The sequence below is a fragment of the Streptomyces sp. NPDC028722 genome (assembly GCF_040637655.1).
Lineage (GTDB): Bacteria > Actinomycetota > Actinomycetes > Streptomycetales > Streptomycetaceae > Streptomyces.
On sequence record NZ_JBEZWU010000041.1, the window covers coordinates 20,008 to 34,718 of the forward strand.

16 protein-coding genes are annotated in these 14,711 nt (G+C 68.3%); 12 read left to right on the forward strand and 4 right to left on the reverse strand.

Annotated features, from left to right (window positions below; all coding sequences use genetic code 11):
- Positions 1 to 224 precede the first annotated feature (224 nt).
- Together AB0F03_RS35030 and AB0F03_RS35035 are read left to right on the forward strand one after the other, a co-directional pair.
- Positions 225 to 686, forward strand: coding sequence for a hypothetical protein (locus tag AB0F03_RS35030; RefSeq protein ID WP_361999792.1), 462 nt, complete (start codon positions 225 to 227; stop codon positions 684 to 686).
- A gap of 22 nt (positions 687 to 708) precedes the next feature.
- Positions 709 to 927, forward strand: a complete 219-nt coding sequence (locus tag AB0F03_RS35035; RefSeq protein ID WP_361999794.1) for a hypothetical protein — start codon at positions 709 to 711, stop codon at positions 925 to 927.
- Between the two features lie 305 nt (positions 928 to 1,232).
- On the opposite strand, the gene AB0F03_RS35040 is transcribed toward AB0F03_RS35035, so the two are convergent.
- Positions 1,233 to 2,471, reverse strand: a complete 1,239-nt coding sequence (locus tag AB0F03_RS35040; RefSeq protein ID WP_361999797.1) for an ATP-binding protein — start codon at positions 2,469 to 2,471, stop codon at positions 1,233 to 1,235.
- Between the two features lie 211 nt (positions 2,472 to 2,682).
- Here AB0F03_RS35040 and AB0F03_RS35045 point away from each other — a divergent pair, with 211 nt between their 5' ends.
- Positions 2,683 to 2,898 (forward strand): DUF6207 family protein, encoded by a 216-nt coding sequence (locus tag AB0F03_RS35045; RefSeq protein WP_361999800.1) that lies wholly within the window; start codon positions 2,683 to 2,685, stop codon positions 2,896 to 2,898.
- A gap of 168 nt (positions 2,899 to 3,066) precedes the next feature.
- On the forward strand, positions 3,067 to 3,555 hold the full coding sequence (locus AB0F03_RS35050; RefSeq protein ID WP_361999803.1) for a GNAT family N-acetyltransferase: 489 nt from the start codon (positions 3,067 to 3,069) through the stop codon (positions 3,553 to 3,555).
- Between the two features lie 327 nt (positions 3,556 to 3,882).
- Here the strand turns inward: AB0F03_RS35050 and AB0F03_RS35055 are convergent, their stop codons facing one another.
- A complete protein-coding gene (locus tag AB0F03_RS35055; RefSeq protein ID WP_361999806.1) occupies positions 3,883 to 4,119 on the reverse strand; it encodes a hypothetical protein in 237 nt (78 codons plus the stop codon).
- A gap of 246 nt (positions 4,120 to 4,365) precedes the next feature.
- On the opposite strand from AB0F03_RS35055, the gene AB0F03_RS35060 reads away from it, so the two are divergent.
- Positions 4,366 to 5,715, forward strand: a complete 1,350-nt coding sequence (locus AB0F03_RS35060; protein WP_361999808.1) for a hypothetical protein — start codon at positions 4,366 to 4,368, stop codon at positions 5,713 to 5,715.
- A gap of 395 nt (positions 5,716 to 6,110) precedes the next feature.
- On the opposite strand, the gene AB0F03_RS35065 is transcribed toward AB0F03_RS35060, so the two are convergent.
- Together AB0F03_RS35065 and AB0F03_RS35070 are read right to left on the reverse strand one after the other, a co-directional pair.
- The gene (locus AB0F03_RS35065) at positions 6,111 to 6,620 is read right to left on the reverse strand and encodes a prenyltransferase/squalene oxidase repeat-containing protein (RefSeq protein ID WP_361999811.1); all 510 of its coding nucleotides are present in this window, start codon (positions 6,618 to 6,620) and stop codon (positions 6,111 to 6,113) included.
- Complete coding sequence (locus tag AB0F03_RS35070; RefSeq protein WP_361999814.1) at positions 6,617 to 7,168, reverse strand: hypothetical protein; 552 nt, start codon at positions 7,166 to 7,168, stop codon at positions 6,617 to 6,619. Before AB0F03_RS35070 ends, AB0F03_RS35065 begins: the two co-directional genes overlap by 4 nt.
- Before the next feature lie 404 nt (positions 7,169 to 7,572).
- Here AB0F03_RS35070 and AB0F03_RS35075 point away from each other — a divergent pair, with 404 nt between their 5' ends.
- From AB0F03_RS35075 to AB0F03_RS35105, 7 genes are all read left to right on the forward strand, one after another.
- Positions 7,573 to 8,016, forward strand: a complete 444-nt coding sequence (locus AB0F03_RS35075; protein ID WP_361999817.1) for a Pycsar system effector family protein — start codon at positions 7,573 to 7,575, stop codon at positions 8,014 to 8,016.
- A gap of 39 nt (positions 8,017 to 8,055) precedes the next feature.
- Complete coding sequence (locus AB0F03_RS35080) at positions 8,056 to 8,715, forward strand: Crp/Fnr family transcriptional regulator (RefSeq protein WP_361999819.1); 660 nt, start codon at positions 8,056 to 8,058, stop codon at positions 8,713 to 8,715.
- A gap of 165 nt (positions 8,716 to 8,880) precedes the next feature.
- On the forward strand, positions 8,881 to 9,645 hold the full coding sequence (locus AB0F03_RS35085) for a hypothetical protein (protein WP_361999822.1): 765 nt from the start codon (positions 8,881 to 8,883) through the stop codon (positions 9,643 to 9,645).
- Complete coding sequence (locus tag AB0F03_RS35090) at positions 9,642 to 11,666, forward strand: hypothetical protein (RefSeq protein ID WP_361999825.1); 2,025 nt, start codon at positions 9,642 to 9,644, stop codon at positions 11,664 to 11,666. The genes AB0F03_RS35085 and AB0F03_RS35090 overlap by 4 nt, the downstream gene beginning before the upstream one ends.
- On the forward strand, positions 11,663 to 12,424 hold the full coding sequence (locus AB0F03_RS35095) for a hypothetical protein (protein WP_361999828.1): 762 nt from the start codon (positions 11,663 to 11,665) through the stop codon (positions 12,422 to 12,424). The genes AB0F03_RS35090 and AB0F03_RS35095 overlap by 4 nt, the downstream gene beginning before the upstream one ends.
- Positions 12,421 to 12,831: a hypothetical protein gene (locus tag AB0F03_RS35100; RefSeq protein ID WP_361999830.1), complete on the forward strand. Its 411-nt coding sequence runs from the start codon at positions 12,421 to 12,423 to the stop codon at positions 12,829 to 12,831. Before AB0F03_RS35095 ends, AB0F03_RS35100 begins: the two co-directional genes overlap by 4 nt.
- 124 nt (positions 12,832 to 12,955) lie before the next feature.
- Positions 12,956 to 13,435: a diadenosine tetraphosphate hydrolase gene (locus AB0F03_RS35105; RefSeq protein ID WP_361999833.1), complete on the forward strand. Its 480-nt coding sequence runs from the start codon at positions 12,956 to 12,958 to the stop codon at positions 13,433 to 13,435.
- Positions 13,436 to 14,711 lie beyond the last annotated feature (1,276 nt).

Below are 14,711 nucleotides of genomic sequence, written 5' to 3' on the forward strand. Positions count from 1 at the left end.
TTTCCCTGAGCCGTAGCTCAGCGTGCCGGGACGGAGATTTCTCCTCCATCGAAATGGCCGGTATGTCGCACGTAGCGGATCAGGTCAAGGAGAAACGTGGCGCGGTGGCCGCGAGGCGGTGCTCACCGTCGGTGCGTGGGCTCTGTCCACAGGGCCGGAATCCGAGCATCGGTTCCGAGGCCGCCGCGATCAGCGGGGCGGCCCGTACGTCCAGGGAGCCCACCATGCCTGACACCACGCCGCTCGCCCCGATGACTCCCCACGCGGCCATCAGCGCCTTCAACTACCTCCGGGCCGTCCAGGCCGACGACGCCGACGCCGCCCGCGAGTTCGCCGGCGCCGAACCGCGGATGCCCGAGCTGCTCGTCGACGTCGCGACGCGGATCGTCGTCCCGGTCACCGCGCTGCCCAGTCCGGATGCAGGCGAGCCGTGCGAGGACACCTTCGCCCTGGAGGCCCTCGGGCGCGTCTTCGTGACCACGCTGCAGACCTGGGCACAGGCTGGCCCAGGTACGGCGGAAGGTGTCGCCCGCGCGGTCATCGACTTCGCCGCGCAGTTCCTCACCGAGGACCAGGAGGAAGTCGCCGACACCCTGCGCCAGCTGGAGGCCGTCGGCGTGGGCCAGGCCCTCGATGCACACCCCGCGCCCGCCGGTGCGCACCCGGTGCGCCTCACCGCCGTGTAGTGCGCACCATCCGGTGCCGGTGGTGCGCACCACCGCACCGCACCGCGCCCATCGGGTGCGCACCATCGCCGGGCGGTGCGCACCCGATGCGCGCACCGCCCCACCGTGGTGCGCCCACCACCGCACCACACCGCACATCGCGGCCCGCACCATCGGCTCCACCGCACGGCACCGGGCGCGCGCCACCGGCGAGTGCTGTTCGAGCAGCGCGTACCTGGCTCCGCTGCGCCGCCACATGTGACGCACGCGCTGCTGGTCAGAGGCATCGTCGGGAGTGTAGTTGGCTGCTGGCATGCCAGGGGCGGTCTTGCCTGACCGCCCCTCCAATGAGTGGCGTATGGATTTCGAACACGAAATCGAGGAGGGACCGGCTGGACGCCGACCAGCTCGCCGCACTCGCGGAGTTGGGCATGGACTGGGCGTGACACTCCCGTCGGCTGGTCGTTGAACCGGTCGGACACCCCAGAGCACAGAGAGACCCCGGGCCACAGATGCTCGGGGTCTCGTGCTGTCAAGTTGGATCTGCGGCTGTGAGCTTTCGCCTGCTCAACTCACGGTTTCCTGAGTGATCTGTACACTGCACGCCTCTGCCCACTTCTGCACGCGTGGGCTGTAGCCCTGATTCCAGTAGCGGATGCGGATGGTGCCGTCGGAGGTCGTCTGCAGGGTTTCGGGGTACCCGAAGTGCTGGATCAGCCCCGTGGTGAGGGCAGATGTGGCAGCCACGAGGGGTGCCCCATCCTCAGCGAGGTCGTCGAGGTCGAACGTGCCCGTGGCGACGGGCGGCTTGATGATCTGATGGCCCAGCGAGCCTCCGAAGCTACGGTCTTGCACGAGGATTGCCGGGGTCTCTTCGGTGACGGGCCACAAGGTCGCGCGAACCGCCGCGTTGCCACCAGAAGCCGCGCGGTCACGGGCGTGACGGGCGAGGAAGCGCAGGCCCGACAAGACGCCGACGACCAAGTCCTCATCACCGATCCGGCTGATCGGCGTGCTCGGGGCGCCCACCTGTTCCGAGCGGCGATGGTCGATGAACGCGGCGAAGGCGCCGGCGCCGCTCTGGTGCAGTTCGCACGCCAGGTAGGTGGGCGTGGCTGGGTTGGAGCCACCGTGAGCAATGAGGCGGCGACTGCCAACCGAGGTGTTGCGGAAGGAGATGCCTCGCTGGATCACATGGGGGTCCTTGTCGCGGACTTCCTGCTCGAATTCGCTGAGCGTCTTCTTGTTCAGGAGGAAGTCGCCGGTGAGGTCGGGCACGAGCGTGACCGCTACGAAAGTCTGGTCGGACACGTCCAGTCGATCAATCAGTTGGCCTTCCAGCTTCGCCAGGTCCTCGAAGCGGTCCTGGAAGCCTGCGAAGCGCTCCCGGTACGCCGCTGCGACCTGCGGTTCCGACAGGTACGTGGTCGTGGTGCCGTACCGGCGGGGGTACCGCAGGCCTATGTCCACCTTTACGGCGTGTGGGGCCATAGGGCTGCGGGGCACGGCAATGAGGAGGAAACCGTGCCCGGTCCGCTGCGGGTTCTCCACCGGGATCACGTCGATGGCCGGTGTCGGATGGACCAGCTCTGAGACGATCTGCCGGATCCGGTCCTGTTCGGCGTTGTCCAGGACGACCTCGGGAGCCGCGGTGGCCCGCGCCTGGTTGTCTTCGGCGATCCCGAGGACCAGGACTCCGCCGCTCGTGTTCGCCAGTGCCGCCACGTCACCCGCGAGGTCACGCTTGGATTTGTCGGAGCGGCCGTAGAGCTCCGCCTTGAAGTCCAGGTCGTGGGACTCGGTCACGGTGTTCGTGACGAGCGTAGTGACCTGAGCATGTGAAACAGCGTCCAACCGGGCTCCAAAGATGCCTTCAAGTCGACGCGAGCGAAGTGCGACCATGCCGTCCGATCCTGCCGGATTTGGCCCCAGGTGTCACAGGAATTGAAGGGGCCTCGGTCGGGTGAAGTTCGCCGGATCGCAGAACCTGCGGGCTCGCTGTCGCGTACTGCCAGGCATGAGGCAGATCAATGACGCGCATGTGGCCAGGCCGGGTCTGGCCGTGGTGGAGGTTGCGGCCGCGGATGATGAGACCGCGTTCGCGGTCCAGGAATTGCTCGCCGCGCGCTGGGGGATCGCGCCGGCGGATCGTACAACCCGGGAGCCCGGCGAGCCGGGCGTGCGGCTGCGCTGCTTCCTGGACCTGCGCCAGGAACCTGACTCGGAACACTAGGCGGAGGGCTAGCTTGTTCCCGTCCGGCTGAACCAGCCGTGGACGCCGTCAGACACATGGTCGGGGTTCCGCTCACGCCCCACCAGGACCGATCCGGCCCCCGCAGCCCCCGGACGCGGCAGACGGCTGCGTGCACGCGGCCTGTACAGCTCGCGGAATACTCCGTACATGCCGCTCATCCGTGACATCACCCAGGCCGACTATTCGATGGTTGAAGAGCTGCTGTATGCAAACGATCTGGGGAACGGCAGGTTCTACAACCCCGAGGGCATAGACGTCATCGTGGCTGAACTCCACGGATCCGTCGTGGGGGTCGCCGAGTTCAAACTGCTCTGCGACTTCGGACACGACGAAGGCCGAGAAGCGCATCCTGGCGAGCAGACCTTCATCTTGACCATGGCCGTCGCGGATACCACTCGTCGCAGCGGGGTCGGCCGGGCACTTCTCATCGAGATCGCCCGCCGGAGTCAGGAAGCCGGCAACACCTTCCTGGCCCTGGTCCCCCAGGAAGGCGAGGATGCGACCAGCAGACAGGCGTTCTTCAAGGCGTGCGGGCTCACGCTCTATGGACCCGACACACCGGGTGCAGCATGGGGCTGCCCGCTGTCAAGAATCCTCAATGCGGAAGCCACTAGCTCCGGCATCTTCCCCGCCTGACATCATCGTCGCCCTGAGGCGGCACGGGCGCGGCGGCCCCGGCCGACGCGCAACCGGCTGAGCACGCCCCGGTCTCCGGCCGCGGCGGCGCCGCCCATCCCGCCCGTCCCTTCCTCCTTCACACCAGCCAAGGGACAAGGACAGAGCAGCCGCAACGGGGATGTCAGCGGGCCGACCACAGCAAAACGGCGTGGTGACCTGCACGGACACGGGGACGGTCCTGCCGGCGGCGCAACACCTAGCGCAACCCTTGGCGCAACATCCAGCGCAACAGATAGGCGCAACCCCTGGCGCAACCTCCTGCTCCTGGTCGACCGGGGCGACCCGTCACGCGGCCCTGACGGCTCCGTGGGTGCGGGCGAGGTGGCGCAGTTCGGAGCGTGCCGCCGGCACCGAGGGGGCGGTCTGCCAGTAGGGATGCCACCACAGCTGTACGGACAGGCGCAGCAGGCGGCGACGCAGAGCGGTGGTGTCGCGGGGGCGGGGTGCGGCGAGCGCTTGGTAGGTGGCGTTCCAGGCGGCTTGCGTCTGCACCAGGTTGTCGGGGAAGTCGATCACGTCCATAGCGGCATTAGATCGCTTGTTCGAATTATGTGTCACTTCAGACACGCCCCGTCCGGCGCCGTGGTCGGGGGTCGCGTCCTGCGCGGTCGGCCCCCCGGTCTGGAGCGGCGCCGGGCGTGACAAGCGGATCGCCGCACTTGAGGCTGAACTCCTCGAAGCCCGTCAGCGTTGAAGTCCATTGCCTGCCGGGGCGCGAAACTGTGATGATCGCCAGGCAGATTCGTGGAGCGCTGATCGGAGAGTTGCGTGGGCGACAAGTGGTTCCTCTTCCTCGGAGAAGACAAGATCAGTGCGGGGAAGAACCACATCCCAGCGAAGCTCATGACCATCTTCCAAGAGCACGACAAGTACATGGACGAGGAATGGGCGAGCCAGGTCGACGCGATCAACGCAAGGGACATCAACCTGATTGACCCGGTTGATGAGACCGGGGCTCCACCGGAGGCATACGAGGGCATGCCAGGGTGGGAGGAGTACGTGGAGGCCGTCGAGGGTGACATGAGCAGAGCCTTCGGCTACTCAGCCACGGTGGAGACGGTGGCGAAGCGACTGAGCCTGATGGGGTTCACACCGCACCGCTCCAAGCAGGAGATGAGCAGTTGCCTCCGGGAGCTTCGCGAGTTCGACGGCGACGACGCCATCTACGTCCGGGAGCCGGGGGCGACCGAGCACGTTCGCCACACGATCGACTGCGAGGAAGTGGTCGAGATCGGCCTGCGTGCGTTGATCACCAGCTCCAAGTCGACGGAGGTGAAGGAGCCCTTGACGGGCCTGGAGGCAGCCTGCCTGGACGCCCTTGAGCTCTTCCGCGAACACGACGAGGACCCGCGGACACTGCTCGCCGCACTCCTCGACGGCCAGGCGACCGACACAATTGTCCGCCTCGACCTGCACGATCTCCTGTCAGCCGGCTACTTCACCCGGCACGACACTGTCTCAGACGTCGCGCTCCAGGAGCTGGCGGTGGAAATGGCAAGCAGCGGGCCGATCATCGTCATGACCGAGGGGACGACCGACGCCCGGTTCCTCCAGAGGGGACTGCAGATCGTCACCCCCGACCTCGCGGGCTACTTCACGTTCCTCGATCCCGACGCGAAAGCCGCAGGTGGCGCCCCTGAGCTGGTGAAGAGCCTGCGGGCCTTTGCGGCCGCCGGGATCATGAACCGCGTCATAGCACTGGTCGACAATGACGCCGCAGGACGTCAGGCCGTGAAGACACTGTCGAGCGCCCCGTTGCCCGGACGGTTCAAGGTCTGCCTGCTGCCCGATCTCGACTACGTCAAGGACTACCCGACCCTCGGACCCACGGGTGACACCCGATACGACATCAACGGTCGCGCGTGTTCCGTGGAGTTCTACTTCGGCCTCGACTGCCTGCTGACAGCTTCTGGCGAACCGCTCCCAGTCCGCTGGACCGGCTTCAACAACGCCATCAACGACTATCAGGGTGAACTCGTCCCGCGCGACAAGAAAACCGTTCAGGAACGGATCGACCAGATGCTCACCAGCGCCGAGGCCGGCCGGTCACCGCTGGACGACCGATGGGACGCCATGCGCAAGATCGCGCAGACCATCATCGCCGCAGCGGGAAGCTAGCCCCAGCCCTGCGTCCCTGACGCCTACGCGACGCATTGCCCCAGGTCACGTCCAACCCGTGAACCCTAGTGGCCGGAAAAGCCGACTTCGACCACATGGCGCGGCTCGGCTGGGTCCGCTCACCGCAGTCGATCGAGGTCCGCTTCGGCACCAGCCGGGCCGCGACCGTCGACGTCGCCTCTACACCACGGCCTCCGTCGACGCCGTCGTCCCCGCCCATCCCGCACCGCTGGCACCGTGCGCGCCCTGACCTCTCCCCCGCCGACGTCCCCCGCCTGACATCACCGCCACACTGACGGCGGCCGGGCGCGGCGGCCCAGCCGACGCGCAACACCGGTGAGCGCGCCCCGACCCCCGGCTGCGTCCGCGCCGCCCATCCCGCCCTCCCTCATCCTTTAGACAGCCCCCAGGGCAGTGAGGGCGAAGACGGCGGGGTGCGCTGGGTGGTGGTAGGGAATCGGGCGAGGGGCGACCTGTTCGGGCCGTGAGGTGAAGGTGCCGCCGGGTTCCTCACGGGCGAGCAGATAGGCCAGTGCCTTGCCGGTCCATGCGGGGCGGTTCAGGGCGGCGGCCACGCTCAGGGCGTGGGCGGTGCTGCTGATGTCGCTGTCATCGCCGGGTTGGTGGCCGAAGCCGCCGTCCGAGTTCTGCGCACGCTCGCAGTAGGCGCCGGCCCGGCGCAGGGCGGCCTGGAGGCGTCTGTGCAGCGGGGTGCTGATCGTGGGGGGCAGGCAGGTCAGGGCGGCGGTGACGCGGCGCAGGCCATGGGTGTGGGTCAGGCTCCAACTGCGTTCGAAGGTGCCGTCGGCGGCCTGGGCGTCGAGGAGGTGGAGTGCGGCGCGGTGCAGGAGGGGTGTGTAGCGGGCGGGGTCGGGGGCCAGGGCGAGGATGGCGTTGGCGGTCATGACGGCTTCGGAGGGCTCGCCGAGCAAGTAGGTGGGAAAGCCGCCGTCGTCGCCTGCCAGGCGGGCGAGGTAGGCGCGGCCGCGGTGCAGGGCATGGGCGTGGCGGGCGGGGTCGATGGCGTGAAGGACTTCGAGGACGGCCGCGGTGCTTTGGCGTCGCACTGGGCGACGCGTTCGGTGTACGCCCAGCCGCCGTCGGGGTTCTGGTGGGCGGCGAGGTAGTCACCGATGTTCCTCACCAGCTCGCGGTGCTCGGGCAGGGCGCAGCGGGCCAAGGCCAGGGCCGCGACGGCGGACAGGAAGTGAGTGTGGTCGCGCATGAAGGGCAGTCCGCCGTCGGGGTTGCGTACGCCCAGCAGGGCGTCGATGCCGGCGGTGATGAGCAGGCTGTCCGGGTCGGTGTGGTGCAGGGCGAGCAGGGCCAGCGTGTGTGCGCCGACGTTGCCCTCCCACACCTCGCGCCGGCCCGCCGCCAGTCGGCTCGAGAGGAAGCGGCTGTCCTCCTGGGCGGGTTCATGACCCAAGTCGTGGGCGGCGAGGATCTTCACGGCGCAGCCGGCGACTTCCCCCCAGGTGGTCTGCCCGCGATAGTCCAGGCGGGCGGCCTGTGGCGGGTAGGGGCCCTGTCCCGCTCACCTGCCATCAGCGCGCCCACTCACACTCACCGCACATCCCCGTGTGGAGATCATCTGCGAGGGCCGGGCAGGCGCCCACGCCGAGGGGTCCGGTCGGGCCCCCCTGACGTATAGGCGCAGCCGGACTGTGACGGGTTTGGCATGCGTGGTGCCCTGCAGTGTGCCCAGGCCCCGGCGTGCTTCCTGCACGGTGTGGAGCAGAACCGAGCGATGCAGAACCGAAGCCCCGATGGAGGAATGACGTGGCTGACATGGGCGGGGGGTTCACTCCGGCTGACTGCACAAGTTGCCGGCGGCTTGGAGATGCGGCAGCGGAGATGTTCGTTGAGATGCAGCGGGCGGACACGAAGGCGACGACGTTGTGCGGGGTGACTGGCGGTCTGCTGGCCGTGGACGCTGCGGCGCTGTCGACTGCGCCGGGGTCCAGTTGGCTGTTGGTGGCTGCGCTGGCGTGTGCTGCGGCTCTTCTTGGTGCGGCACTCGTCGTTGCCCTGTCCGCCATCCGCCCTGTGTTGCCACGGCGTGGTGGATTCAGGTCTTTCGTAGGTCCTGTCCCGGCACAGGGCGGAGCCGAGGAACTCGTGTCGACGCTCTCGGCGATGGGCTCTGGCCATCCTGCGCGGGCGGAGGCGGAACGGCTGATGTTGTTCGCCGGCTTGGCGCAGCGGAAGTTCCGTGCCGTGAAGTGGGCAGTCGATTTAACGGCAACTGCCATAGGCATGGCCGGAATTGGATTGTTGATCAGATACATCACTGCTTGAGAACATCGCGACGTGACGAGTACCACACTCGGGGGGTGTATGTATCAGCCGCATGTCTCGGTCATCGGTGGCGCTCTTTGGTCGCAGTTGTGTCAGCTGGCTCCGGTCCGTGTGCGCCCGGCCAGGAGCGTGCTGTTACGGCAGGGAGATCCGGGCACCCACGTCATCCTGCTGGTCTCCGGATCAACCTTGATCACACTCACGGGATCGCATGGCGAACGGACGCTGCTGGCGGTACGCGGCGCAGGTGAACTGCTAGGCGAACTGGCGGTGTTGGACAACCAACCGCGCACCGCGTCGGTCATCGCCGCGGAGGACTGCCGGGTACACATCATCCCCGCCCCTGACTTCCTGGCCTTCGTTGACCGCCACGATCTGCAGGCCGCGCTGCTGCGTCACGCCATCGCGCGGGTACGCGAAGCGGAGACCGTACGTCTCGAGATGGCCACTTCGGCCGTGCCCGTGCGCCTGGCCTCGGCGCTCGGACGGCTGCTCCGGGCCGCGTCGGCGGGCGGCGCCGAATGCCTCGTGCGGCTGACGCAACTGGAGCTGTCACAGCTGATCGGCGCGTCCCGCAACGCCGTGGGATCGGCCCTGAAACCGTGGCGCGAGCAGGGATGGCTCGCCACAGAGGCCGCGGGCGGACTCATCATCCGCGACATCACATCGATCCAGTCACACGCTCACGCGCAGACGTGACCGACCGCACCGGTGCGGTGCCCAGCACTGGGCACCGCCGCCGCCCGGGCGCGTCCAGCATTAGGCAGCACACCCACTCCCCTCCCCGACACGATGAAAAGGCTGCTGCCCATGCCCTCTCTCGTCCCGTCCGACGTCACCGATGTGCCACCGGAGCATGCTCTGTTGACCGTCGACATGAAGGAGTACAGCAAGCTCCCCGAGGCGAAGATGGCGCCCGCGCGGGCCGATCTGGACAGCATGCTGTCGACGGTGTTCGCTCAGTGCGGGATCGGCGACGCGACGCTGCTCGGCGCCGTCAAGGACCGTGGAGACGGCGCCATCTTCGTGCTGCCGGCCCGGCACGCGGCACGGTTGATCGACCCTCTCCTCGTCCACCTCAGTCAGGCACTCGAGCGGCGCGAACAGACCCGGCTGGCCAGCGCGCCGACGATCCGGCTGCGGGCCAGCGTGCACGTCGGGCCCCTGGCGCCGCCAGAGCACCGAGGGGACGCGGCCAACGACGCCTGCCGGCTGGTCGACAGCGACGCAGCCCGCCGGGCCATGACCGCGGCGATGGACCACGGAGTACTGCTGGCTGCCGTGGTGTCGGACACCGCCTTCGGCCGCACGGTCGCCGCAGGCCGCACACCGGCTCTCAATGAGCAGCACTTTCACCGGGCCACCGCCCGCGTCGAGGGCAAGCCGGGCTTCGAGCAGAGCTGCTGGCTCTTCGTCCCCGGGCTGGTCCCCTCGGTACTCGCCCCCTACCTCGCACAGGACAGCGACGCCGGGCTTGACGGCCGCCCCAACCAGACCACTGAGCGCAGCACAAAGGACACCACCGCGAACGAGAGCAGCGGCGCCGTACGCCAGAAGGGCAAGGCCAGCGGCAAGGCCCGGCTGATCCAGGTCGGACGCGACTACATCCCCAGCCAGGAGCAGTCATGACCGACACCGAGGGCACCGCATCGGTGCAGCAGCAGATCGAAGCATCCGGCCAAGCCCAGGTGACCCAGGTCGCCGGCGACTACGAAGAGCACCACCACGAGTACGTCCGCGGCTGGCAGTACCTGCGCAGCGCCAGTGTCGACGACAGGGAACTGAACCTCGCGGAACACGCATTCGTCGATCCCCCCGGGCCGCAGGGATCCGGCCAAGTGGCACAGGCCGTCGGTATGCTCAGCCGCCCCTACGGCAAGAGCCACGTCCTGGTGCTGTGCGGGGAGGTCGGCACGGGACGGCGCACCGCCGCACTGCATGCGCTGCGCAAGGCTGGGGTGCCCAGGAAGCAGATCAGCTGGCTGATCCTGGACTGGGACCAGCCGCGCACCGAGCAGATCCCCCACGCCGAGGGGCGCGCCTACATCCTGGACCTGACGGACTACCGCGATCTGTCGGAGGACTTCTACACCGGACTTGCCGACTACCAGAAGCAGGCACAGGCTGACGACGCCGTTCTGGTCATCCTGGCCGACCCGAACGGCTGGAACCCCAGGGCCCTCGCGACCGTGCCGACCGTGCACCTCGCTCGCCCCTCGGCGCTGAAGGTCGCCGAGGCCCATCTGCGTCACCTCGCTGCCGGCCGGATGGACTGGCTGACGCACGATCCGCTCAACGACCTGCTCGCCCCCGAGGCGCCGGCATCCGACGGCGCCCGGCTGGCCCGGCTCATCGCCGAGGCCAAGGACGACGACCAGTCCGCAGTCGGAAAGCAGTTCACCGACTGGCAGAAGCATCTGGAAACCTGGTTCGAGCGGCACTCCGCGCCGGGAGACCTGCAGGAGCGCGCGCTGCTGATCGCGGCCGCCCTGCTGGATGGAGCTCCGGCCGCCGTCGTATTGGGGGCCGCGGACCAGTTGTTCACGCAAGTCGGTGGTGAGCTGCCGCGTGGCGGTGCGCTGTCCGGCCGTGACCTGGACAAGCGGCTGGACGCGATCGACGCCTCGTACACGGATGACGAGGGCATCTCCCTGGAGGAGAAGCAACGTGGGCTGTCCGCAGCTGCGCTGAAGTATGTATGGCGGCAGCGGCCTCAGTTGCGGCCCGTGCTGCTGGAGTGGGCCTCCCGAATCAGCGCACCCAACAAGATCGCCGTTCGTCATCTGCAGCGCATCGCCGACTGTCTGGTGCCGCTGGCGTTGCTGCCCGGCGGCTCGACCGTGCTGTCCGTGGCCAGGCGGTGGATCGAGACCGACCGTGTGGCGCACCGCCAGCTTGCTATCCACATCCTGGAGACCATGGCGCTCCATCCGGTCGCCGGCGTCGCCGTACGTAAGCAGCTGTACGACTGGGCCCAGCAGAAGACAGCCAGCGAACAGCTGACCACCGCGGTCGCCGAGGTCTGCGCGGGCGAGCTGGGCCAGCGCTATCCCCGGGTCGCCCTGACCCGGCTGCGGCTGCTGGCCTCCCGCGATGACGACCAGGCCCGGGACGCCGTCGCCGATGCGGTGCGCACCCTGGCAAGCGCTCTCGAGCAACGCGTCCTGGTGCTGTCGGAGATCGTGGAATGGGCCGAATCCAGCGACAGCACCATTCGTAAGGCTGGAGCGGGCACGTTCCTGGCCCTGACCGATATCACCAGCGACATCCTCCTGCCACTGCCTGCGAACCAGGAGAGCACCGGCGAGGCCGTCGACGCTCCAAATGTGCTGGCCGATCAACTGTTCGTCCGCGGCTGGCGCGCGGCCCTGCAGGAGCCCACAACAGCGCAGTCGGCGTACCGGCATCTGGCGGCCTGGCTGGACTCGCCCGCGCTCCAGGATGACCAGGTCCTGCCCCTGGCGGCGCAGGTGCTGCGCGACTATCTGGGCCAAGAAGGCCCCTCCGGCCTGCTGGTGGGCTCGCCCGACAGCTCCGACCTAGGACGGGACCGGCGCGCGCAGCTCTTCGCTCAGCTGATCTCCGAGGTGGCCTCCCCTGCTAGCCCCACCGCCATGGCGCAGTCCGGCGGCGCCGCCGTGACAGCGTGAGACTGCTGCGCCGGCGCAGCGGACCGGCCCACCTCGCAGCAGATGCGGCAGGCGGGGGCACAACTCATCTGCTCGTGCTGAGCGGCGAGCGGATGGCCAGCCACATCAGCAGTGTGTGCTTCACCGTCCGCATCACCGGGATCTGGCAGTGGACGCATCCCGGTGACACGGGCGGGGGCGACCTGGCGGTGCCGGCGCGCGAGCACCTGCGTCGGCAGGCCGCAGGGATCCTGTGCCGGCACTCCGTCCTGGATCTCGCAGCGGCCCACGACGCCACCAACTCACTGCTACAACGCGGCTACCCCATGCCCGGGCTGGAGGTCAGTGGCACGGCGGAACTGAGCGTCACGGCAGCGGACCGCGCCCTAGCCGAGGAACATGCCCGCCGGCAGCAGGCAGCAGACCTCGAACACGGCGAGGAGCTACACCGCCTGGCCCAGCTGCAGCGGGTGCTCGCCGACCCGGACCTACGCCGCGTGTGGTGGATGGCCCAGTTCCCCGACCGCTTCAACGACCTCGACAAGCTGGCCCAGGCGCTGAATGGTTTGCCTGCTCCGCAGGAGGTGCAGGACGACGACCTGCGCGGTGACATCCGACGTTTCACCGAGGATCTCGTCACCACCCTGCACACTCCGCAGCAGCGCGAGGTCTTCGTCCGGGCCCTCGTCCAAACCCTCACGGCCCTCGGCCACCAGCGCCTTGCCACCGACGCCGTCCTTCGGCACCGGCCGCACGATCCCGGGAGCACACCGGCATGAAACACCACACCGCACGCTGGCTCCTGGCCCCTGTGCGCCAGCTGCGCACCCGCCGGCTCATGGCCCGGCACGGGCCGACGCTGTCGTACGACACCGCCTGGGCCCTGATCACCCTGCACAGCTCACCAAACGAAACCACCCTCGTGCGCGCCTGGGCCCGCGAGAACCCCGGCGCTGCTCCCGGCATCCATTACGACCACTGGCAGACACTGAGCCAAGCCGAACAGCAACGCCGCCTCAGGTGGCTGCGCAGACACGGGCGCTCCCCCATCCAGCTCCTCCAACCCGATGCCAGCCTCCTCCACAGCACAGGCCTCCATGTCCTGGACTGGGGCCGCCCGCCGATCCCTGCCGACCAGCACCATGCGGCGCCACCCCCCTGGTCACAAACTCGCGACCAGCCCTAGCAATGATGGCGATTCGTGAAAACGGCCGGAGTCGCTCCTCGCCTCACTTGGTTGGCTCTTGATGTATGCGGGGAGGTTGGGGAGCGAAGAGCGGGCTTTGATCATCGGTGGCTAAGTTGGAGCCATGACTGGTGACTGGCGGATGGATCGGATCGGGGCTGCTCTGCGAGGTGAGAACCCGACCGTGCTGCGGCGGCTTGAGTCGGGGTTCGCGGTGATCGGCGACGTTCAGTTCTTGCCGGGTTACTCGGTTCTCCTCGTGGACGAGCCAGGTGTTCAGCGGCTGTCTGATCTGCCGAGGGCGAGGCGGCTGTCGTTTCTGTCTGACGTGGACCGGCTCGGAGAAGCCGTTGAGCGCGTCTGCCGACGCCTGGACCCCGACTTTCGCCGGGTCAACCTGGAGATTCTGGGGAACACGGACCCGTTCTTGCATGCCCACGTCTGGCCGCGGTTCGAGTGGGAGCCGGCCGATCTGGTGGGCAAGCCTGTGTGGCTGTATCCGGGCGACCGGTGGAGTGACGAGGGCTTCAGGCTGGGGCCGCAGCATGACGTGCTGCGGGACGCGATCGGGAGCGAACTGGATCGGTTGTGTTCGATGAGCTGACGGCGTGAGCCCGCCGACCGTCAGGTCGGCGGGCTCGGTGATCAGTGACGGTCAGTGGACGACAGTCACTGAGTCCTTCGCAGCGGAACGATGTCGGGGCTGGCCGTGGGGACGGAAGGGCGGGCGGCTTCGGGGGTCGCGAGAAGCGCCACGATGGTGACCGGCTGGTGGCAGTGGGGACAGTCGCGGGTCGCGGTCGGTTCCAGCGGGTCACGTTCCGCGGCCACTTGCTGACGCGAGAGAGGCCGGTGAAGAGTTTTGGACGGTTCAGGCAGCTCAGGCCACGACGCCAGAGAAGTGGTCTCACCCAGACGACGCGCGCGGTCTTCGTCTCGTGCCTGGTCGTGGCGGCGCTCGGCGTCTTTGCGGCAGGCCGGGGAACAGTAGAGCAGGTTTGCCCCACCCCTGAGCACTACGTGGGGAAATTCAAAGAGCGTCATCAACAGTGCGAGCGTGCTCTCCGCGCGAGTGGAGGTGCACCCATGATCACTCAGTCGCGCAGGTCGAACGCACCTGTCCCCGCCGACGCGGGGGTGGTCCTTCAAGGACATGCAGAGGCCTTCCCCTCGGGAAGTGCTCCCCGCCTCTGCGGGGATGATCCGCCGCCCCGACGGCAGTGACGATCTTGCGTGCTCCCCGTGCTCGCGGGGGCGACTCGAAAGGTGATCCGAGGTGTTGAATGAGAAGGCCACTCTCGACCAGGCCGCCGCCGCGCTGATGCAGCGGCCCCCAAAGCCCGATCGCTGACCCCCGACGTTCGCCCGCGCGGGCCGCCCCTCTTCGCCTTCACCCTCCCCACCCGGAGGTTCCTGCCCATGCACGTATCCGTGCTGCCTGCTGTCCTGATCGCCGTCACCCTCGCCCTGGTGGCGTGGATGATCACCGGCTTCACCTCTCTGCCCGGCCGCTGGCTGCGCTGGAGAATGTTCTGCCGGGCCACTTCACGATCATCACGCTCACCGGCACACGCCACGGCCCTGCGCTCCCGAAGCTGCCGCGAAGTGACAAGTAGCTCTCTGTAATCACCTCCGACCTGCGGTGACGCACTGATCCCGAACGCTGATTCGCCGGTGAGGGAGGGCCGCTGACGCCCATTCAACGCGCTGACCTGCAAGGTTCTCGGCGTTCAGGATTCATGAACTCGGCGCTCGGCCCGGTACTCCCGAAGCTGCGGCCCGGGGACATGTCCCCGGGCCGCAGCGTCGGGGGTAACGGGCCACGGTTTGGGGGCCGAGATCGGAAGGGGGGCGGGTGGGGGAAGAGTGTGTGAGTAGGA

What these genes read in the sequence shown, in the direction of transcription:
- AB0F03_RS35030 (WP_361999792.1), top strand. Translation starts at nt 225, where the DNA reads ATGCCTGACACCACGCCGCTCGCCCCGATGACTCCCCACGCGGCCATC.
- AB0F03_RS35045 (WP_361999800.1), top strand. Translation starts at nt 2,683, where the DNA reads ATGAGGCAGATCAATGACGCGCATGTGGCCAGGCCGGGTCTGGCCGTG.
- AB0F03_RS35050 (WP_361999803.1), top strand. Translation starts at nt 3,067, where the DNA reads ATGCCGCTCATCCGTGACATCACCCAGGCCGACTATTCGATGGTTGAA.
- AB0F03_RS35055 (WP_361999806.1), bottom strand. Translation starts at nt 4,119, where the DNA reads ATGGACGTGATCGACTTCCCCGACAACCTGGTGCAGACGCAAGCCGCC.
- AB0F03_RS35065 (WP_361999811.1), bottom strand. Translation starts at nt 6,620, where the DNA reads ATGACCGCCAACGCCATCCTCGCCCTGGCCCCCGACCCCGCCCGCTAC.
- AB0F03_RS35075 (WP_361999817.1), top strand. Translation starts at nt 7,573, where the DNA reads ATGTTCGTTGAGATGCAGCGGGCGGACACGAAGGCGACGACGTTGTGC.
- AB0F03_RS35080 (WP_361999819.1), top strand. Translation starts at nt 8,056, where the DNA reads ATGTATCAGCCGCATGTCTCGGTCATCGGTGGCGCTCTTTGGTCGCAG.
- AB0F03_RS35090 (WP_361999825.1), top strand. Translation starts at nt 9,642, where the DNA reads ATGACCGACACCGAGGGCACCGCATCGGTGCAGCAGCAGATCGAAGCA.
- AB0F03_RS35100 (WP_361999830.1), top strand. Translation starts at nt 12,421, where the DNA reads ATGAAACACCACACCGCACGCTGGCTCCTGGCCCCTGTGCGCCAGCTG.
- AB0F03_RS35105 (WP_361999833.1), top strand. Translation starts at nt 12,956, where the DNA reads ATGACTGGTGACTGGCGGATGGATCGGATCGGGGCTGCTCTGCGAGGT.